This is a genomic window from Pseudomonas nitroreducens (assembly GCF_014204515.1).
Lineage (GTDB): Bacteria > Pseudomonadota > Gammaproteobacteria > Pseudomonadales > Pseudomonadaceae > Pseudomonas > Pseudomonas nitritireducens_A.
Genome location: NZ_JACHLI010000020.1, coordinates 35,301 through 55,296 on the forward strand (window position 1 = coordinate 35,301; position 19,996 = coordinate 55,296).

Below are 19,996 nucleotides of genomic sequence, written 5' to 3' on the forward strand. Positions count from 1 at the left end.
CGTCATCAGTTCATCCAATCCCGTTCATCACGGAATCGGCGGGTTGTTCCAGCGTTGCACGGTGACGATCATGTGCCCTTCGCCCTTGTGCGACTGGCCGGCGTCATCCACCGCGGCGATCACCTTCAGGTTGCCGGCGTTGTTGGTCATCATCTTGCGCGCAGGGTTGGGGCCGGCATCGCCCGGCGTGAAGATGCCGCTGTCGGCGTCCATCACCCCGGCGTACTTGATGTCCTCGTCTTCCTTGGCGCGGTCATCGAAGGGCTCCACCGACCATTGCGCCGGGAACACGCCGATGCGGAACGGCTTGCCGTCGGCGCCCTTGCCCCAGGCCTCGGCGTCGAAGCTGCCCTGCACCTTGGGCGTGGAACCGCCATTGCCGCCGATGCGCGAAATGGAGAACTCCGGGACTACCTTCACTTCGGCGATGTCCTTGTACACCGCGAGGTTGCCGCCCTTGGCGCTGCCCACGGTGACGTCGCGCTCGCCGGCGGCAGCGGCAGCATCGGCCTTGACCTTCACGGTCACGCGCTCAGGCGTCTCGGACACTACCGATACGACCTCCACGCCCTTGCCGAACGACGGCTTGCCCTTCAGGCCGGTGCCGACCACGCTGACCTCGGTCTCGGCACCTGCCTTGATGTAGGCCGGCTGCACGCCCAGCACGTGGCTGGTGCCGTCCTTCGCCGCAACGAAGTCCAGGCCGCGCTCGTCATGGGCTTTGTCGAACATGCGGCCCTGCATCTGGCCGTTGAGAGCGGCGAATACCTGACGCATGGTCACGTCACCGACTGTGACCGCGCCGCGCCATTCGTAGCCGTTGTACAGCACAGCGCTGCCCTCGCCGCTGAACGGCGAGCCGTCGGCGTACTGGCCCTTCACGCTGAGTTTGAAGGCGTCGTCGCCGTCCTGGGTCACCTTCATGCTGCCAGCCAGGTCACCCTTGCCCGGCATGTGTCCGGCGAAGCTCCAGCTGCCGGCCAGCGCCTCGGCCCTGGGCCGGTTCTTCTGCCAGTCGGACCAGGCCTGGCTGTCCAGCGGGTAGCGCTTGGCCAGTTCGGGGATCATTTCCTTCTTCGCCAGGTCGAACCAGTCGCGGTCGCGGGCCAGGGCCTGGTATTCCAGCGACGGCCAGCGGCCGAGGTGGAAGTTCACCAGCTTCTCCCACTCCGCCGCCGGGCGGCGCTGCAAGGCGATGCGCGCGGCCGAGTGGCAGCGGGCGCACATCTGCTCGAAGTTGGTATCGAAGTCTTCGACGGTGTTCAGCCGGCGTTCGAGGGCGTAGCGCACGCCATCGGTCTCGCTGGGCGCCAGGCCCTGCTTGTCGGCGAGGAACTTGACCACCGAGCGACGCTCCTCGTCGGTGATCTTCAGGCCGTACATCACCTGCATGCGGGCGATGCTCATCAGCCAGCCTTCGGGGGTCTTGCGCTGGTGGCTGATGCGGCTGAGGGAATTGTTGCCTTCGGGCGTATGGCACGCCTGGCACTTGGCGTTGATGATCGCCTGGCCTTCGGGTGCGGCCTGGGCCGTCTGGTGCAGCGCAAGGGCCAGTGCGGCCAGGGTTCCGGCACCCAGATAGTGCCGAAGTCGTGTCATCTTCAAGGTCAGGCCTCCTCGGTATTCTTGTTGGTTATTCGCGCCCACCGATGGGCTAAGAACCTGCTTACGATCTGCTGCGCGTCGGCATAACTGCGTTGAAATCGGTCTCGGGATGCTCATTTACGGCGAGTAAACTCCGCTCCCTCAACCGATTTCGCCTTGTTCTGCTCTAGCTCGCAAGATCGTAAGCAGATTCCAAGAGCGAGCTCTTCAAAGCGATTTAGCAGGTTGTGTGCCACTACTGCGCAAGCCGCGCCGAATCAGGCTTTCGGTGCCACTTGCGGGCACTGGCAAGGCATCACGGCACCTTGCCTGCGTCACATTTCGCGATTGCTGTCTAACTCTGAGACAGGGCCGGTGAAACACCCTGCGAAGCAGTATGGTCCGGCTTGCGCAAAGCGCCGCCCGCCGGCAGCAACAGGGCGCCCAGCAGCATGGTCAGCAGACCGACCCAGACCAGCGAGAGGAACGGGAAGCGGCGCACCACCACCACGCTCTCGATGTCGTCGCCGGGCTGCTTGAGCAGCCGCGCCGAGGCCGGCACCCAGATCTGCAGATCGCCGCTCCAGCCGCGCACGATGAACGGATGCAGCACGTAGCCGCGATCCGAGGCGAAGCGCGCGTAGTGGTAGTCGAGGATTTCGCAGAGCTGGCGCACCGGGCCCTGGTAGGCCGGCGGGTTGCCGCGGCTGTCCTGGAACAGCGCGTGGCCGGCCAGCGTACGCTCGCCGTCACGCAATTCGACCTTGGCCAGGGCGTGGTAACCGGAGAAATCCGGCCGGCTGGCATCGGGCGAGACGCGCATCTGCATGCCGCCGATCACCGCGTGCCACTGCTCGAAGGAAGTGCCCGCCGGAATGCTGATCTGCTGGTAGCTGTTCAGCGCGGTGGCGGCCAGCCCGCCGACCAGCGCGATCACCGCGCCGCCGTGCACCAGCGCCAGTCCGCCGCTGTAGCGCAGGTTGCCCAGGCGCCGGCTGCGCCACATCGTCTGCAATCCCCAGAGCAGGCAGCTGAGCATCAGGAAGGCGCCGCCCAGCAGCGCCGCATCCAGCCACGGCAGTACCCGCACGATGTTCTGCGAGAGCATGCCGTCGCCGTTGTAGCCGTCGCTCAGCCAACCACCGCGCCAGCCGGTCCAGAGCATCACCGCGGCCATCAGCACAGTCGCCAGCAGCGCCAGCCGCGGCCGCCCGCAGCGGCGCAGGAAGCTGAAGCCGCCCATCAGCCCGAGCGCCGCCAACAGCGGTACCAGCCAGGGAGCCAGGCTGTAGCCGTTGACGTCCCACTGGTCGAAGGCGCGGCGCAGGCTGTCCATCTCCGCCGTGGTGGCCCAGGCGGTGAGGGTTTCGAAGAAGGGTTTCAGCTCGCTCGGGCGCTCCATGCCCAGCCACTCGTAGAGGTGCGCCTGCAGGAGTGCGCCGAGGGCCAGCAGGCCGGTGCCGGCGAACAGGTAGATGGCCACGTCCAGCGTCCAGTCCCTGGCCCCGCGCGGCCGCCCTGCCCGCCTGCCGGCGCGCCAGCCCTTGAGCAGATGGAAGCTGGCGAGCGCCAGCAGGAGCGCCGTCAGCGCCAGGTGGCTGAGCCAGGAAGTAGTGCCGATGTAGCGGTGCGAACTGGCCAGCACCGTGCTGCGGGTCACCGCCATGGCGCCGCAGGCCATGGCCGCCGCCAGCAGGCTGAGCACCGGCAGCAGCCGTGCATAGGCGCCATCCGCGCGCCAGCGACGGGCGCCGTGAAGCACCGCGCCGAGCAGGGCCCAGATGATGAAGGCCGAGGTCTGCACCGGGTCCCAGTGCCACAGCTGGCCGTAGGTGAAATCCTCCATGGCCCAGGCCATGCCGACGCCGATCCCGGCGCTGAGGATCAGCCAGGCGCGGCGACTGTAGCGCGGCATCACCCAGGCGTAGGCGTGCCCTCCCCGCCCCAGTGCTTCCAGCGCGGCGCCGGCGGGCGCCAGCACCCAGGCGTAGGCGCAGAGGATCAGCGGCGCATGCAGGGACATCCAGAAGGTCTGCAGGTGGGCGTTCATACCCTGGCTCGGCTGAGCCGCCAGCCAGTCCGCCGGCGTGGCGCTGAAGGGGCCGAGCCAGGCGGCAGTGGCGACGTACCAGGCGGCGATCAACGCCATGCCGCGCCCGGCCCAGCCGGGCAAGGTGGCACTGCGCAGGGCGATAACCATGCAGAAGGTCGCCAGCAGCAGCACCGTGCCCTCGTCGCCGCCCCACAGGTTGGAAAACTTCAGGTAGGCCGGCAGCGCCGCACTGCTGTAGAGCCAGGCATAGCGCAGCTGGAAGTGGTCGGCCACCAGGTGCAGGCCCAGCGCCAGGCAGGCGCCGCACAGCGCGCCGACAGCCACCGGCCACGCCAGCGCACGCCACTCGTTGCGCAGCGCACCCAGGGCAATCAACCCCGCCAACACCCAGAGGATGGCGTTACCCAGAACGGGCAGCAGCCACAACAGCAGACAGGTCAACGCGGCGGCCAGCGGCCCCACGATCCACGGCGACGACAGGTGCATCCTCTTCAAGCCAGGTCTCCTTGTGCGGCGCCGACGCGGCGCTGGGCGAACCCTGGGTTCTTCACGTTGCGTGCCAGACGAAAAAAGGCTTATGAAACAGCAGGCTACGACGACCTTACGGCCGCCCGCTCGTGGCAGATCGCGACAGCTGTAGCAGTCTGCGACAGCCCTACCCGTTATAGACGATGGTCTAATGGCTCCTGGCCATGCCGCGCGGACCAACAGCCTCGGAGCGCCAGCCAGAGGCCTCGCCTCATCCGAGCTGTCCAGAACAGGCGCCAATCCGCGCCAGCCGGGGCTTTGCCCATGGCGGCGAGTGGCCAGATGCGTGAGAACGATTATGCTTTCAGAAGACCTTGCGGCTTTTCGCAGGGTTGCCTGCATGTGCAATCCGTACGACCTGACATCAGCCCTGGGCTCGAGCGCGGTAACGGTATTGAGGGACTCCGGCCCAAAACAACAACAAGACGGAGACGAACATGGCACAGACATACAGCCCGTCCGCGGGCAACGCTCCTTCCCAAGGCGTGACGAAGGAGGAGCGCAAGGTCATCTTTGCCTCCTCCCTGGGCACGGTCTTCGAGTGGTACGACTTCTATCTCTATGGCTCCCTGGCGGCGATCATCGCCAAGCACTTCTTCGCCGGGGTCAATGAAACCACCGCCTTCATCTTCGCCCTGCTGGCCTTCGCCGCCGGCTTCGCGGTACGCCCCTTCGGCGCCATCGTGTTCGGCCGCCTGGGCGACATGATCGGGCGCAAGCACACCTTCCTCATCACCATCGTCATCATGGGCGTATCCACCGCCGTGGTCGGCCTGCTACCGGCCTACGCCACCATCGGCGTTGCCGCGCCGATCATCCTCATTACGCTGAGGCTGCTGCAGGGCCTGGCGCTGGGCGGCGAGTACGGCGGCGCGGCGACCTACGTCGCCGAGCACGCACCCAAGGGCAAGCGTGGCTTCTTCACCTCGTGGATCCAGACCACCGCAACCCTGGGGCTGTTCCTCTCGCTGCTGGTGATCATGGCCTGCCGCACGGTGATGGGGAACGAGGCCTTCGAGGCCTGGGGCTGGCGGATTCCCTTCCTGCTGTCGATCCTGCTGCTGATCATCTCGGTCTACATCCGCCTGCAGCTCTCCGAGTCGCCGGTGTTCCTGAAGATGAAGGAAGAAGGCAAGGCATCGAAGGCGCCGCTGACCGAATCCTTCGGCCGCTGGGAGAACCTGAAGATCGTCATCATGGCGCTGCTGGGCGGCACTGCAGGCCAGGCCGTGGTCTGGTACACCGGGCAGTTCTACGCGCTATTCTTCCTGTTGCAGACGCTGAAGATCGATGCGCAGACCGCCAACCTGCTGATTGCCGGTTCCCTGCTGCTGGGCACGCCGTTCTTCGTGTTCTTCGGCAGCCTGTCCGACCGCATCGGCCGCAAGAAGATCATCATGGCCGGCTGCATCCTCGCCGCCCTCACCTACTTCCCGATTTTCCACGGGCTGACCCAGTACGGTAACCCGGACGTCTTCGCCGCCCAGGAGAAGAACCCGGTGACGGTGGTCGCCGACCCGAATGCCTGCTCGTTCCAGTTCGACCCCGTGGGCAAGGCCAAATTCGTCAGCTCCTGCGACATGGCCAAGAGCCTTTTGGCCAAGCGCGCCATCCCCTACGAGAACCTCAAGGCCGAGACCGGCGCACTGGCCCAGGTGCACATCGGCGACAAGGTCATCGCCAGCTTCGAAGGGGCCGGCATGCCGGCGGCGGAATTCAAGGTGCAGTCGGAAGTCTTCACCGCGCAGCTGGCCGCCTCGCTCAAGGAAGCCGGCTACCCCGAGAAGGCCGACCCGGCGAAGATCAACCACCTGATGATGCTGGTGCTGCTGACCGTGCTGGTCATCTACGTGACCATGGTCTACGGGCCGATCGCCGCGTGGCTGGTGGAGCTGTTCCCGACGCGCATCCGCTACACCTCCATGTCGCTGCCCTACCACATCGGCAACGGCTGGTTCGGCGGCTTCCTGCCCACCGTCGCCTTCGCCATGGTGGCGGCCACCGGGGACATCTACTACGGCCTCTGGTACCCCATCGTCATCGCGGTGATGACGGCTATTTTGGGCATCTTCTTCCTGCCGGAGACCAAGGATCGGGATATCACCGAATGATGGGGTGTGCCATGCCGGAGAGCCCCTCTCCCCAGCCCTCTCCCTGAAGGGAGAGGGGGCGTTCGTGCAATGCAAGCCTCGATGCTTTCCTGCACCCGCGGTGCCGGCTGAAAGTGAAAAATCGCACAACGCCGATCGGTCCCCTCTCCCTTCAGGGAGAGGGTTAGGGAGAGGGAACGCCCAGCTCCAGAGTTCCCTTCCAATCGAACCCTACAAATCTCAGCCGCTGTCGCAATGTGCGACAGCGGCCTTTTCATCTGCGCACCAAAAAATAAAATAATCTCTTCAAATTCAAATAGTTGAATCATAAATCCATCCTTGGCACAGCCGTTGCGATGCTCCGCCTCAGCGCCTCCCGGACCGGGAGCACGAACAGACAACAAGAGGCCACCGCAATGCTCGCTTCCCTGCCCATCAAGCCCGAATCCCGCGCCTTCCTGCAGCGCGCCCCGAAGATGCTGATCGGTGCCGACTGGACCTCCGCCAGCGACGGCGCCCTGATGGACCTGCGCAACCCCGCCACCGGCGAAGTGCTCTGCCAGGTGCCGGCCGGCACCCCCGCCGACGTCGACCGCGCGGTGCGCGCCGCGCGCCAGGCCTTCGATGATTCGGCCTGGAGCCGCACCCGTCCGCGCGAACGGCAGAACCTGCTGTGGAAGCTCGCCGACCTGATGGAGCGCGACGCCGACCTGCTGGCTGAGCTGGAGTGCCTGAACAACGGCAAGAGCGCCGCCGTCGCCCGCGTGATGGACGTGCAACTGGCCATCGACTTCCTGCGCTACATGGCCGGCTACGCCACCAAGATCGAAGGCAGCACCGTGGACGTGTCCATGCCGCTGATGCCCGATGGCGACTTCCACGGCTACATCCGCCGTGAAGCCGTCGGCGTGGTGGGCGCCATCGTCGCCTGGAACTTCCCCCTGCTGCTGGCCTGCTGGAAGCTCGGCCCGGCGCTGGCCACCGGCTGCAGCGTGGTATTGAAGCCCGCCGACGAAACCCCGTTGTCCGCGCTGAAGCTCGCTGAGCTGGTGCTCGAAGCGGGCTACCCGGCGGGTGTGTTCAACGTCGTCACCGGCGCCGGCATCAGCGCCGGCGCCGCCCTCTCCCACCACCCGCTGGTGGACAAGCTGACCTTCACCGGCTCGACCCCGGTGGGCAAGGAAATCGGCAAGGCGGCCATGGACAACATGACCCGCGTGACCCTGGAGCTGGGCGGCAAGTCGCCGACCATCGTCATGGCCGACGCGGACCTTTCCACCGCCGCCGCCGGCGCTGCGCAGGCGATCTTCTTCAACCAGGGCCAGGTCTGCTGCGCCGGTTCGCGCCTGTACGTGCAGCGCAAGCACTTCGACAACGTCATCGCCGACATCTCCGGCATCGCCAACGGCATGAAGCTGGGCAACGGCCTGGACCCGAGCATCGACATGGGCCCGCTGATTTCCGCCAAGCAGCAGAAGCGCGTGTTCGACTACATCGAACTGGGCCGTGACAAAGGCGCCACCATCGCCTGCGGCGGCGAGCAGTTCGGCCCCGGCTACTTCGTCAAACCGACGGTGATCGTCGACGTCGACCAGAAGAACCCGTTGGTGCAGGAAGAGATCTTCGGCCCGGTGCTGGTGGCCATGCCCTTCGACGACATCGAGGACGCCCTGCGCCTGGCCAACGACAGCCCCTACGGGCTGGGCGCGAGCATCTGGTCCAACGACCTGGCGGCAGTGCACCGCATGGTGCCGCGCATCAAGTCCGGCTCGGTGTGGGTGAACTGCCACAGCGCGCTGGACCCGGCGCTGCCCTTCGGCGGCTTCAAGATGTCCGGCGTGGGCCGCGAGATGGGCGCCGCTGCCATCGAGCATTACACCGAGCTGAAGTCGGTGCTGATCCGCCTGTAAGCCAGCTGGAGAAGGTGGGGAATGGGTACGTCCGCGATAGCTCCGCAGCACGCCGGAAACATCGCGGACGAAGTCCGCTCCTACGCCATACCCACACGCGTGCGATGTCGTCGTAGGGCGCAAACGCGTGAGCGTAATCCGCCGACGCCATGGCGGATAACCTGTTCCAGGTTATGCGCCCTACGGACCTGATCCACCTGTAAACACCGGCCTGGAAACTACGTAGGAGCGGACTCCGTCCGCGATAGGCCGGCATCGCGCCGGAGGCCGGAGACAGCCCCTGATATCGAACTTTCTACCTCGCCCGCGCATCCCTTGCGCGGGTCTTGATCCCCCGCTCGCACCCGCGCCCGGGGGATTTTTTTGTCCGGATCAATCCCGCTCCGGCGCCCCCAGCGGAAACAGCGGCCGATGCGGCCGCGCCTCCTCCACCGCGCGGGCGAAGGATGGGCGCGCCAGCAGGCGCGAGCGGTAGGCGCGCAAGGTCGGGTATTGGTCGCCGATGGGATGGGTCCAGTCGGCATAGAACAGCGACGGAGCTGCGGCGCAGTCGGCGAGGCTGAAGCTCTCTCCCGCCGCCCAGGTGCGTCCGGCCAGCTCTTCTTCCAGCCAGGCGTAGGCCAGTTCGAGCTTGCTCACGGCGTGGGCCAGCCCTTCGGCGCGCTTGTTCGCCTCACCGCTCATGGCGCCGAGAACGGCATGCTGCACCGGGGTCATCACGTGCCAATCGAAGAAGCGGTCGAGGAATCGCACGTCCAGCGCCTTCAGCGGGTCGTCCGGCAGCAGGCGCACCGGGCCGGGGTGCTTCAGGTGCAGGTACTCGATGACGATGCTGGTCTCGGCAACGCTGTGCTCGCCATCCAGCAGCACCGGAAACTTGGCCAGCGGCCACAGGCGCAGCCAGTGCGCGCCATGCTCCGGCTGATCCGGGCCGAGGCTGCGGAACTCGAAGGGCGTGGCGTTCTCGTAGAGGGCGATCAGCACCTTCTGCGTGTAGGAGGAAAACGGATGGCCGAACAGGATGAGGGACATGGCGGATCACCTGGGGCAGACGAAAGTACTCAGCCTAGTCCCGAATGACCGCGCCATGGATTTCTCAGCAGGCCTGCGTCTGCCCCGCCGCCGGCCGCTCCGGCGCAAAGCGGCTGGCCAGGGCGAGCATCACCAGGCACACCAGCGCCATGCCGATCCAGGCCGGCGCCAGGCTGGCCATGGACTGCCGCGCCAGCCCCGCCAGCAGCGGGAACAGCGCGGCGATCAGGTAGCCCACGCCCTGCACGAAGCCCACCAGTGCACCGGCCTCGGCCGGGTTGCGGGCGCGGTCCATGGCGACGATCAGCGACAACGGGAACAGCGCGCCGATGCCCAGGCCGAGACAGATCATCGCCACCAGCACCAGTTGCTGTGGCCACAGCACCAGCACGATCAGCCCGCCCAGCAGCAGGACAATGGCCAGCAGCAGCGCCGGACGACGGTCCGGCAGGCGATCGATGAAGGCCGAGACCAGCAGCCCGGCGACCACCTCGGTCAGCGTCAGCCCGCCAAGCAATGCGCCCGCCTGGGCCGGGCTCCAGCCCAGGGCGGTGTAATACGGCGGCAGCCAGGCGAGCACTAGCACGTAGGCGCCGGTGCCCAGGCCGAAGAACAGCGCCAGCCACACCGCACGCCGGGCGATACCGGCAAAGGCCGGAGCGACGGAGCTGGCGGGCACCTCGCCCTTCGCGGCGCGGCTCCACACCGGCAGCGCCAACAGGGCCGGCAACGCCCAGAACGCCAGCGCCGGCAACTCGCCCCAGGCTTTCGCCAGCCACGGCGAGGCGACGCTGGCCAGCACCGCACCGCCCATGATTGCGGTGGAATAGGCGCCCATCGCTCCGCCGACCCGCGCACCGAAGCGCCGGCGGATGAACACCGGCAACAGCGCCTGGCAGGCGGCGATGCCCAGGCCGGCGAGCACTGCGCCGCCGAGCAGCCCGACCTGCCCCGGCAGCAGGCGCAGTGCGCAGGCACACGCGATCAGCAGCAGGCCGCCCATCACGCCACGGCGCACACCGAAGTGGCGCAACAGCTGGGCAGCACCCAGCGCACCCAGGCCCATCAGCAGCACCGGCAGGCTGGTGAGCAGGCTGGCAAGGCTGTCGGACAACTGCGCGGAGGCCTGCAATGCGTCCAGCAGCGGGCCGATGGAGGCCAGCGCCGGGCGCAGGTTGAGGCCGGCCAGCACGACGGCGAGCAGGCAGGCGACAAGAGAAACGGTTCGAGACATGGCAAACATCCTTCCAGTGGGCACCAGCACTTGATCGCGAGGACGGCGCAGGCGAATATCTCTACATCAAGACAAATTCAATGTATCTCGACATCAAGATAAAAAGGAAGCCCCCCGATGACCTCACCGGACAGAGCCGCGCTCGCCGTCGCGCAATGGCGCGAGCAACTCCCCGAGCTGGACACCGATGGCATGCTGCTGCTCGGCCGCCTGGGCGAGGCCGCGCAGCTGATCGCCCGCGACCACCTCAACCCGCTGTTCGCCGAGTACGGCCTGCAACCGGGCGAGTTCGACGTGCTCGCCACCCTGCGCCGCAGCGGCCCGCCCTTCCGCCTCACGCCCACCGTGCTCTACGAGGCGGCAATGATCTCCTCCGGCAGCATGACCAACCGCCTCGACCGCCTGGAAAAACAGGGCCTGGTGCAGCGCATGCCCAACCCCGAGGACGGCCGCGGCTCGCTGGTGGGCCTGAGCGAAGCAGGACTGGCGCTGATCGACGCCGCAGTCGGCGCCCATGTCGAGAACCAGCGCCAGGTACTCGCCGGGCTCAGCGCCGCCGAGCAGAAGCAGTTGGCCGGGCTGCTGGCCAGACTCCTCGCCAGCCTGCCCGGCACCCGCGGCTGATCACCGGCGTCGCGAGGTCCCGACCAGCAGGAAGCAGCGCTGCAGAGCGGCTGATGGCCACTACTGCACCGGCCGTCCATGTCGCTTTTGATCATGCCTGCGGCGATTTCGAGCAACTCGCCGCCCATCCACTGCCTTAGCTTGGGTCCCGCGTGAAGCGTGTTGATCCAGCTGCACACTTCCTCGGCCAATTCCCAACCCCGCCAGGAGCGGAACCATCGGTCAGGAAGGAAGTTGCGCTCATCCCACGTCGCCGCGTCCTACATAACAATTTCAAGAAAAGGCCGACAGATGAGTGCTCCCAGTGCAAACGGCGCCAATGGCGATCTGGTGCAGGGCTTCAAGCCCCGCCACGTGACCATGCTTTCCATCGCGGGAATCATCGGCGCCGGGTTGTTCGTCGGCTCCGGCCACGCGATTGCCGCCGCCGGCCCCTCCGCCATCGTCGCCTACGCCCTTTCCGGGCTGCTGGTGGTACTGGTGATGCGCATGCTCGGCGAAATGGCCGTGGCCAGCCCCGACACCGGTTCCTTCTCCGCCTATGCCGACCAGGCCATCGGCCGCTGGGCCGGCTTCACCATCGGCTGGCTGTACTGGTGGTTCTGGGTGCTGGTGATCCCCATCGAGGCGATTGCCGCCGGGGTCATCCTCAACAACTGGTTCCCGCAGGTGGAGACCTGGGTGTTCGCCCTGTCGATGACGCTGCTGCTCACCGTCACCAACCTGTTCAGCGTGGCCAAGTACGGTGAGTTCGAATTCTGGTTCGCCATGCTCAAGGTGGTCGCCATCGTCGCCTTCATCGGGCTGGGCGCCGCCGCGCTGCTGGGCCTGCTGCCGGGGCGCGAGGTCAGCGGCCTGAGCAAGCTCATGCACGAGCACGGCGGCTTCATGCCAAACGGCTGGACGGCCATCTTCAGCGCGCTGGTCACCACCCTGTTCAGCTTCATCGGCACCGAGGCGGTGACCATCGCCGCCGCCGAATCCAGCGACCCCAGCCGCAACATCGCCAAGGCCACGCGCTCGGTGATCTGGCGCATCAGCGTGTTCTACCTGCTGTCGATCCTGGTGATCATTTCGGTGGTGCCGTGGAACGATCCGCGCCTGGTGGAGATCGGCTCCTACCAGCGTGCCCTGGAGCTGCTGAACATCCCCAACGCGCAACTGCTGATGGACCTGGTGGTGCTGGTGGCAGTGGCCAGTTGCCTGAACTCCTCGGTGTACATCGCCTCGCGGATGATCTATTCGCTGAGCCGTCGCCACGACGCGCCGGCCTTCATCCAGCGCACCTCGAAGGCCGGCGTGCCGCGCGCGGCGGTGATCGCCAGCACATTGATCGGCATGTTCACCACCCTGCTCAACTTCTTTGCGCCGGGGCGGCTGTTCGAGTTCCTGCTGGCCAGCTCCGGCTCCATCGCCCTGCTCGTCTATCTCGCCATCGCCGTGTCGCAGCTGCGCATGCGCGGCATCCTGCGCCGGCGCAACCATGAGCTGGTGTTCCGCATGTGGCTGTTCCCCTGGCTGACCTGGCTGGTGATCGGGATCATCAGCTTCATCCTGGTGGTGATGTTCAGCATGCCCGCGCACCGCATCGAAGTGAGTTCGACCCTGGCGCTGACGGTGATCATCATCCTGCTCAGCCAGACCAGCCGGCGCACTTCGCCGCACGCGCCGGCCGCCATCGGCCGCAGCGCCGTGCGCAACTGAGCCAATCGCCCACAAAGCAGCCGAGGTGCCGATTGGTCGAACGCCGCCAGTTCAGTGGAACCATGCAGGGCCGCAACCTGCGCTACCTCGACGGTGAACCGCAGCAGCCCGACCGCCTCGCGCGGGTGGGCTTCCTGCTGCTGGAACACTTCTCCCTGCCGGCCTTCACCCAGGCGCTGGACACCCTGGTCACCGCCAACCTGATCCGCGCGCAGACCTTCGCCAGCCAGACCTTCAGCCTGGACGGCGAATCGGCCACCAGCGACCTCGGCCTGGTGATCTGCCCCGGCGCCGCGCTGACCCCGGCGCAGCTCGGCGAACTGGACCTGCTGGTGGTCTGCGGCGGCCTGCGCACACCCCTGCGCGCCATCCCCGAACTGACCCGCCTGCTGCAGAGCGCCGCCGACAAGGACATCGCCCTCGCCGGCCTGTGGAACGGCGCCTGGTTCCTCGGCCAGGCCGGCCTGCTGGACGGCTACCGCTGCGCCATCCACCCCGAGCACCGCGCGGCGCTGGCGGAGATCGCCCGGCACAGCGAAGTCACCAGCGAAAGCTACCAGGCCGATCGCAACCGGCTCACTGCCGCCAGCCCCACCGGCGCCTTCAACCTGGTGCTGGAGTGGATCAACCAGCGCCACGGCCGCGAACTGGTGGAGGGCATCGTCGACATCCTCGCCTTCGAGGAATCGCGTTTCCGCCGCACCCGCCCGGCGCTGCACGAGAAGCTCAGCGAGCCGCTGCGCGAGGCGATCAACCTGATGAGCGCGAACATCGAGGAGCCGCTGAACCAGGACCAGCTGTCGCGCTACGTGGGACGCTCGAAACGGCAGATCGAGCGGCTGTTCCAGGAGCAGCTGGGGACCACGCCGGTGCGCTATTACCTGGAGCTGCGCATCACCGAAAGCCGCCGCCTGCTGCAGCACTCCAGCCTGCCGATGGTCGAGGTGGCGCTGGCCTGCGGCTTCGTCTCGCCCAGCCATTTCAGCAAGTGCTACACCTCGTTCTACGGCTATTCGCCGTCCAAGGAAGCGCGCCATGGTTGCGTCAAGGCCCTTCGCCCGGTCGAGCGCCCTCTGTAGGAGCAACTGACTGCCGGCTCCGGCTTTTTGTAGGGCGCATAACCCGGAACGGGTTATCCGCCACGGCGGCGGATAACGCCGTAGGCGTTATGCGCCCTACGGGAACGCTTGGCGGCTGGAGCCCCTGATAGGAGCGGGCTCCATCCGCGATCCGCCGACAAGGCCGGCGCCCGATCGGTTCGCGAGCAAGCTCGCTCCTGCGAAGAGCGATCCGAGCCAGAGCTGAACGGTAGGAGCGAGCTTGCTCGCGAACCCAGCATCCGCTGCGTCGCTCATCCCCTGCCCACTGCGCGGGGCGGATAGCCGAAGTAGCGAGCGAAGGCCACGCTGAAATTGTTCGCATGGCCATAGCCCACTGCCCAGGCTGCCTGGGCCACCTGGCAGCCGCCTTCGAGCAGGGCGTGGGCATGCCCCATGCGCAGCTGGTTGAGGGACTGCTGCGGCGTGCAGCCGTAGTGACGCTTCCAGGCGGTTTTCAGCCGGGTCTCGCCCATGCCGGCAGCGGCCGCCAGCAATGTCACAGTCAGGGGCTGATCCAGGCGCTCGCGCATCCAGTCGCGCGCCTGCTCCAGGCATTCGATCTCCACCGTCTGCAAGCGGCGCTGCGGGTCGATAGCCGCCCTCGGCAGCAGCCCCTGCAGCTGCTCGCGCAGCAGCGCCAGGCCGTTGAGGTGCAGGTCGAGCAGACCCTGCCCCGGTCGCAGCAGCGCGCGGGCCAGCGCAAGGCTGGCCGGCGATGTGCGCTGGTACGCCAGGCGGCGCAGGTGGCCGTTGCCCAGCAGCTCGCCGGCGCGAGCTGCGCCCAGGTAATTCGTCAGCACGGCTTCGTCGGCGATCAGGCGCAGCTGGCTGAGGGTTTCCCCACCGCGATAGCATCGCTGGCCCTCGCTGTGGCGGAAGCTGGTGACAGTGGTGTGGCCCTCGCGGAAATCCACCCGATTGCCGTCGCGGCCGACAAAGGCGGAGCGCCCCGCCAGCCCGAGGGTAATCACCAGGGATGCGCTTCCCTGGGGCGATGCGCCGGGCTCGCGGCAGTCCCGCAGCGGGTGCAGGCGCGAGCGCACCAGCAGCAATCCCGGCGCCAGCTGGCGGCTTTGCGTGAAGGGCTCCATTGGCTTCCTGCCGTGCATTGCGCAGACGAAAAACGCCGCCGCGCAGAGTTAATAGACGATAGTCATTCGCATTAGCGCGCACCCTGGCTGCCACGTCAATCACGCTGGAGTACCGCCATGACCACCCTGCCCTTCGAATCGCATCCGTTGCGCCGCAGCTGGGACCTGCTGCTGGCCAGCGTCGGCGCCGACTGCCTGCGTGCGGCGCTGGAGCACGAGCTGTTCAGCCAACTGCTGGCGCCCGTCAGTCTCGACCACCTCATGCCGCGCACCACGCTGCCCGCCGCCAGCCTGGCACCACTGCTGGACTGCCTTTGGAGCCTCGGCCTGCTGGAGCGCGACGGCGAGCGCTACAGCGCCAGCGAGGTCGCCCGCCGCCATTTCGTGCCTTCTTCCACCCGGTATTGCGGCGAGGCCTGGCTGCTGCGCCTGCAAGCGTTGCGCCGAGTCGGTGCCGCGCTGGGTTCGCCAGGGCCCTTCGCGCCACCGGCCGAGGCCGTGCGCAGCGGCTGGGCCGAGGCGGCGCGGCGACAATTGGCCCAGGAGCAGCAGGCGGTCACCGCCGAGGCGGCGGTCCGGCTGGTGCAAGGCTTCGGCGAACTGCCGGCGGATGGCCGCTTCCTCGACCTGGGCTGCGGCCCCGGTCTGCAGGCCATCGCCCTGGCGCTGGCCTGGCCGCACTGCCGTGGGGTGCTGCTGGACTTCCCGGAAAGCGCGGCGGTGGCGCGGGACAATCTGCGGGCCGCCGGAGTCGCCAATCGCCTGCAGGCCATTGGCGCCGATCTGCGCGATGCAGAGCTGGGCGATGCCGAGCTGGGCGACGGCTTCGACCTGGTCTGGTGCGCCTCGGTGCTGCACTTCGTCGAGGACCGGCTCGGGCTGCTGCGGCGCATCCGCGCGGCACTCAAGCCGGGCGGGCGCTTCCTCTGCCTGCACGCGCACTGGGAAATGCAGCCGGAGCTGGCCGAGCGGGTACTGCCCTACTACCTGCCGCTGCGCCTGCGCGGCCATTGGGTGCCCGAGCCGGGCGAGCTGCTGGCATTGCTGCACGAGGCCGGGTTCGACGGCGTGGACGACCTCGGCCACGTGGATATTCCGCTGGCGCCGGTGCGGGTTCTGCTCGCGCGGGGCTAGCGCCTCAAGCAGCGTCGTAGGATGGCGTGGAGCGCAGCGATACCCATCAATCCCGATCGCCGACAGCATGGGTATCGCTGCGCTCCACCCATCCTACAAAGGGCATCCGCCGGAAAATCCGCCGTTCGGGACAGCAAAAAAACCGCGCCCTGGGGCGCGGTTTTTCAGGCAGCGTGAAGCGGCAGAGCGATCAACCCAGCGGCGGCGTGCTCGGTGGCACCAGGCGCTTGGAGCCGGTGGCTTCGAAGGCGGCGGCGAAGGTCAGCAGCGCGGAGTCGTCGTAGGCGCGACCGGCGAAGGTCAGGCCCACCGGCATGCCGATGTCGGCCATCACGCCCATCGGCACGGTGACGGTCGGTACGCCCAGGTGACGGATCGCCAGGTTGCCGTTGGCGACCCAGATGCCGTTGCTCCAGGCGATGTCGGCCGATTCCGGGTTGACGTCGGCGTCCGCCGGGCCGACGTCGGCCACGGTGGGGAACAGCACGGCGTCGAGCTTCAGCTCGTCCATCCAGTCTTCCAGGTCGAGCTTGCGGGTCTTCTCCAGGCCGCGCAGGCCGTCGGGCAGGGTCTCGATCTGGTCCCACGTCTTGAGGCCGCGCCTGGCCATGTTGACGTACTCGTCCATGCCCGCGCAGAGGTCATCCTCGCGGTTGGGCAGCGTGCCCGGATCGTGGGGGAAGATTTTCAGCCCGTCGACGTCGGCCAGCTGGTTCAGCTTGGGGTCGCCGTTGGCGCGCAGGAAATCGTCGAAGCCCCAGCCGGACAGTTCCCACAGCTCGTCATGCAGGAACTGCTCGGTGACGAAGCCGCGGTTGAACACGGTCGGTGCGCCAGGACGGTCGCCCTCGCAGTTGGAAACCAGCGGGAAGTCCACTTCGACGACTTCGGCGCCGGCGGCTTCCAGGGCCTTGCGGGCCTGCTCCCAGAGGTCGATGACCGAGGCGCGGGTGTTGATGCGCTGGCCGGTCGGGCCGCCGATGCCGGGCTTCTCGCTGGTGCCGGCGAGCTCGTCCTGGTTGATGAACATGCGCGGCACGCCCAGGCGCTTGCCCTTGAGGGCTTCCGGGCCGGCGGCGAGGTCCAGGTAGGAGGCCGGGCGCACTTCGCTTACGGCGGGGATCGGTACCCACGGCTGCAGGCGCCAGAGGTCGCCGCGCTTTTCGCTGTCTTCGGCAACCACCACGTCGAGCACTTCCAGCAGGTCGGCCATGGTCCGCGCGTAGGGCACCACCACGTCCATGGTCGGGGTCAGCGGCCAGTTGCCGCGTACCGAGATCACCCCACGGGACGGGGTGTAGGCGCACAGGCCATTGTTCGAGGCCGGGCCACGACCGCTGGACCAGGTTTCTTCCGCCAGGCCGAAGGCCGAGAAGCTCGCGGCAGTCGCGGTGCCGGCACCGTTGGAGGAGCCGGAGGCGAAGGGCGCGGTGAGGAACTTGCGGTTGTACGGGCTTTCCGCACGGCCGTAGACGCCGCGCTGCATGCCGCCGTTGGCCATGGGCGGCATGTTGGTCTTGCCCAGGCAGATGGCGCCGCCGGCGCGCAGGCGCTCGACGGTGAAGGCGTCGCGGTAGGCGACCAGGTCCTTGAAGGCCGGGCTGCCGGAAGCGGCGGTCAGGCCCTTGACCAGGTAGCTGTCCTTGGCGGTGTAGGGGATGCCGTCCAGCGGGCCGAGGGTCTCGCCACGGGCGCGGCGGGCGTCGGAGGCTTCGGCTTCCTTCAGGGCCTCGGTATTGCGCACGACCACGGCATTGAGCCGGGTCGGGCCATCGTAGGCATCGATGCGCGCGAGGTAGGCCTTGACCAGTTCGACCGCGGTGGTGCGGCCCGACTCCAGGGCTTCACGCAGCTGCGCAATGGAAACTTCGGTTACCTCGATCATGCTGTCACCGTCGGCTGAAGGTTGGTGGGAAGGGGCAGGTCTGCGTCGCGAAGGACGAAGACAGCGCAAGTCGGAAAGTGCGTGTTCATCTGAATTCTCTTGTACTTCTGTTTCGCGACGGGAGTGAGTGTACCGTCGGCCGGCGGCAGGGTTCAGCGCCCGGCGGACAAACCGGATGCGCAGCGAGACAGGCTGTGAAAGGCGAATACAGCCGCCAGGGCGCACACACTGGCATGCCCGATCAGAATACACAACAGACGTAAATTAAAAAAAACGCCCGCCGAGTGGGGGGACTCGCCGGGCGACAGTTCGGGCGCTGGGGGGAGCGCCCTGGAGAGTGAATCAGCGCAAGCCCGATGGCCGACACTGACGCAGGCTATTCGCCGCCTGCCGGCGCTGGGCGGGTCGCTGGGGGGAGCGACCCGCTCGAAGACGATTCAACTGTGCTGCGCGCACTGGTAGGCGGCGTCCAGCAACTCGCCCTTGTCCTGCCAGGCGCTGCGCTGGAAGGCGCTGAAGTGATTGCCGCCAGCGATCGGCGTGACCTCGACGATGCCGCTGGCCTGCAGCGGGTCGGCGCTGCCGGTAAGCAGTTGGCGGGTGGCGCCCTGCTCGTTGAAGAAGATCGGCGTGCGGGCATTCACCCGGCCATCCACGCAGCTCAGGTAGGCGTCGCTGCTCTGGGCGGTGGTACCGCCGAGGCTGTCCCAGCTCAGCTGGCTCTCGGAGGTGGCCGACGTGGCGGCGCAGCCGGTCAGGCTGGCCAGCGTCAGCAGCAGCGGTGCCAGCAATGGGCGACAGGCAAGGCGCGAAGTGTTCATGGGTTCTGTTCCGTGGCCCCGGTTCAGCGGGTTCGTGGGACAGATAGTCAGCCGCGGGCGCCCCACGCACCACTCGATTGCATCGATAGTGAGACTCGACGGTATTGATGATTCGCCGCCCGGCGATGACGCACCGCTGCGCAGGAAGTTCGAACCCTCCCCGCCCGGCCGGGTCGCAACTCAGGAAGGCCCTGCATTGATGACCCGGAGGACACGCCATGAGCTACGACTGGGACCTGATCGAACGTCTGCTGCTGCGCGCCCAGGAGTGCGCCGACCAACCCTACCAGGCCCGCGAGTGCGGCGAGGAAGTGGCCGAGCAGCACCGGCTGCAGGGCGAGCCGGTGGACGGCAGCGTCGACCACCTGAAGAAGGTCGCCGGCGACCTGGAGGGTGACCTGTTCGCCAACGGCTACATCCAGGAACGCCCGCGCGAACACGGCGGCACCGGCAACAACTTCGAGCTGACCGAGCGCGGCAACGAGCTGCTGACCCTGATCAGCCGCAGCTTCCCCGACCACCTGGTGTTCCGCCAGCTGCTCGACGAAAAGGGCGAGGCCGCGCTGCTGCCGGAATCCTTCGACCTGCTGGCCGAGCGCGCCACCCGTGACCGGGTGAACGACCGGCCGGAGCGCTGAAGCTCCGGCCGCCAAGCATCGGGGATCAGGCGGCTGGCAGTTCCATCACCATCTCGTGCCACGCCATGCCGCCGTGGTCGGACGCCGACGGCTTCACGTAGCGATAGCCGAAGCGCTCGTAGAGCGGCACGTGGCGGTCCTTGCACATCAAGTGAATGGTGCGCTTGCCCAGGCCGCCCATGCGCTCGATGAAGGTGTGCATCAGCAGCGTGGCATAGCTCCTGCCCTGCTGCGCCGGGTCGATCACCACGGACATGATCACCACGTTGGGCGCTGCCGGGTCGTGGCCGATGAGCTCCTTGAACGCCTCGTCGGACATCACCACCTCGAACGCGCAGCCGCTGTTGATGAAGCCGATGATCTCACCTTCCAGCTCCATGATCAGGAAGCCTTCGGGGTACTGCGCGATACGCGTGGCGATCTTCTCCCGAGTGGCGGCCTCGTCGCCTTCGTAGGCGGATATCTCGATCTCGAAGCAGCGGTCGGTGTCGGCCAGGGTGGCGGTGCGGAAAGTCGGTTGGTTCATGGTGATGGTCCGGCGAATCGGGTGGATCGGAGACAGCAGGAT

At 67.3% G+C, this 19,996-nt stretch carries 15 protein-coding genes; 7 read left to right on the forward strand and 8 right to left on the reverse strand.

The window, feature by feature from the left end; translation table 11 throughout:
* Positions 1 to 27: 27 nt before the first annotated feature.
* Both peaA and ccsA read right to left on the reverse strand, forming a co-directional pair.
* A complete protein-coding gene (gene peaA, locus HNP46_RS22280) occupies positions 28 to 1,599 on the reverse strand; it encodes a quinohemoprotein amine dehydrogenase subunit alpha (RefSeq protein ID WP_184593289.1) in 1,572 nt (523 codons plus the stop codon).
* A gap of 340 nt (positions 1,600 to 1,939) precedes the next feature.
* On the reverse strand, positions 1,940 to 4,123 hold the full coding sequence (ccsA, locus tag HNP46_RS22285; protein ID WP_184593460.1) for a cytochrome c biogenesis protein CcsA: 2,184 nt from the start codon (positions 4,121 to 4,123) through the stop codon (positions 1,940 to 1,942).
* A 479-nt stretch (positions 4,124 to 4,602) separates the two neighbouring features.
* Here ccsA and HNP46_RS22290 point away from each other — a divergent pair, with 479 nt between their 5' ends.
* Together HNP46_RS22290 and HNP46_RS22295 are read left to right on the forward strand one after the other, a co-directional pair.
* Entirely contained in the window at positions 4,603 to 6,276 is a 1,674-nt protein-coding gene (locus HNP46_RS22290; RefSeq protein ID WP_184593291.1) for an MFS transporter, read from the forward strand.
* A gap of 395 nt (positions 6,277 to 6,671) precedes the next feature.
* On the forward strand, positions 6,672 to 8,165 hold the full coding sequence (locus HNP46_RS22295; RefSeq protein ID WP_184593293.1) for an aldehyde dehydrogenase family protein: 1,494 nt from the start codon (positions 6,672 to 6,674) through the stop codon (positions 8,163 to 8,165).
* A gap of 372 nt (positions 8,166 to 8,537) precedes the next feature.
* On the opposite strand, the gene HNP46_RS22300 is transcribed toward HNP46_RS22295, so the two are convergent.
* Both HNP46_RS22300 and HNP46_RS22305 read right to left on the reverse strand, forming a co-directional pair.
* Positions 8,538 to 9,197: a glutathione S-transferase family protein gene (locus HNP46_RS22300; protein WP_184593295.1), complete on the reverse strand. Its 660-nt coding sequence runs from the start codon at positions 9,195 to 9,197 to the stop codon at positions 8,538 to 8,540.
* 64 nt (positions 9,198 to 9,261) lie between these two features.
* A complete protein-coding gene (locus HNP46_RS22305) occupies positions 9,262 to 10,431 on the reverse strand; it encodes an MFS transporter (RefSeq protein ID WP_184593297.1) in 1,170 nt (389 codons plus the stop codon).
* Positions 10,432 to 10,548: 117 nt separating this feature from the next.
* Here HNP46_RS22305 and HNP46_RS22310 point away from each other — a divergent pair, with 117 nt between their 5' ends.
* From HNP46_RS22310 to HNP46_RS22320, 3 genes are all read left to right on the forward strand, one after another.
* The gene (locus HNP46_RS22310) at positions 10,549 to 11,055 is read left to right on the forward strand and encodes a MarR family winged helix-turn-helix transcriptional regulator (RefSeq protein WP_184593299.1); all 507 of its coding nucleotides are present in this window, start codon (positions 10,549 to 10,551) and stop codon (positions 11,053 to 11,055) included.
* Positions 11,056 to 11,346: 291 nt separating this feature from the next.
* On the forward strand, positions 11,347 to 12,759 hold the full coding sequence (gene gabP, locus HNP46_RS22315; protein ID WP_184593301.1) for a GABA permease: 1,413 nt from the start codon (positions 11,347 to 11,349) through the stop codon (positions 12,757 to 12,759).
* Between the two features lie 62 nt (positions 12,760 to 12,821).
* Positions 12,822 to 13,838, forward strand: a complete 1,017-nt coding sequence (locus tag HNP46_RS22320; protein ID WP_184593462.1) for a GlxA family transcriptional regulator — start codon at positions 12,822 to 12,824, stop codon at positions 13,836 to 13,838.
* Between the two features lie 272 nt (positions 13,839 to 14,110).
* Here HNP46_RS22320 and HNP46_RS22325 read toward each other — a convergent pair whose 3' ends face one another.
* Positions 14,111 to 14,950, reverse strand: coding sequence for an AraC family transcriptional regulator (locus tag HNP46_RS22325; RefSeq protein ID WP_184593303.1), 840 nt, complete (start codon positions 14,948 to 14,950; stop codon positions 14,111 to 14,113).
* Between the two features lie 117 nt (positions 14,951 to 15,067).
* Between HNP46_RS22325 and HNP46_RS22330 the strand changes: the two genes are divergently transcribed.
* The gene (locus HNP46_RS22330; RefSeq protein ID WP_184593305.1) at positions 15,068 to 16,084 is read left to right on the forward strand and encodes a class I SAM-dependent methyltransferase; all 1,017 of its coding nucleotides are present in this window, start codon (positions 15,068 to 15,070) and stop codon (positions 16,082 to 16,084) included.
* A gap of 190 nt (positions 16,085 to 16,274) precedes the next feature.
* Here HNP46_RS22330 and HNP46_RS22335 read toward each other — a convergent pair whose 3' ends face one another.
* Both HNP46_RS22335 and HNP46_RS22340 read right to left on the reverse strand, forming a co-directional pair.
* Positions 16,275 to 17,969 carry an amidase gene (locus tag HNP46_RS22335; protein ID WP_184593307.1) on the reverse strand — a complete coding sequence of 565 codons (1,695 nt, stop codon included), beginning with the start codon at positions 17,967 to 17,969 and terminating at the stop codon, positions 16,275 to 16,277.
* A gap of 437 nt (positions 17,970 to 18,406) precedes the next feature.
* Positions 18,407 to 18,790: a hypothetical protein gene (locus HNP46_RS22340; RefSeq protein ID WP_260403236.1), complete on the reverse strand. Its 384-nt coding sequence runs from the start codon at positions 18,788 to 18,790 to the stop codon at positions 18,407 to 18,409.
* Between the two features lie 218 nt (positions 18,791 to 19,008).
* Between HNP46_RS22340 and HNP46_RS22345 the strand changes: the two genes are divergently transcribed.
* Complete coding sequence (locus HNP46_RS22345; RefSeq protein WP_184593308.1) at positions 19,009 to 19,428, forward strand: transcriptional regulator; 420 nt, start codon at positions 19,009 to 19,011, stop codon at positions 19,426 to 19,428.
* Between the two features lie 25 nt (positions 19,429 to 19,453).
* Here HNP46_RS22345 and HNP46_RS22350 read toward each other — a convergent pair whose 3' ends face one another.
* Positions 19,454 to 19,954, reverse strand: a complete 501-nt coding sequence (locus tag HNP46_RS22350) for a GNAT family N-acetyltransferase (protein ID WP_184593311.1) — start codon at positions 19,952 to 19,954, stop codon at positions 19,454 to 19,456.
* Positions 19,955 to 19,996 lie beyond the last annotated feature (42 nt).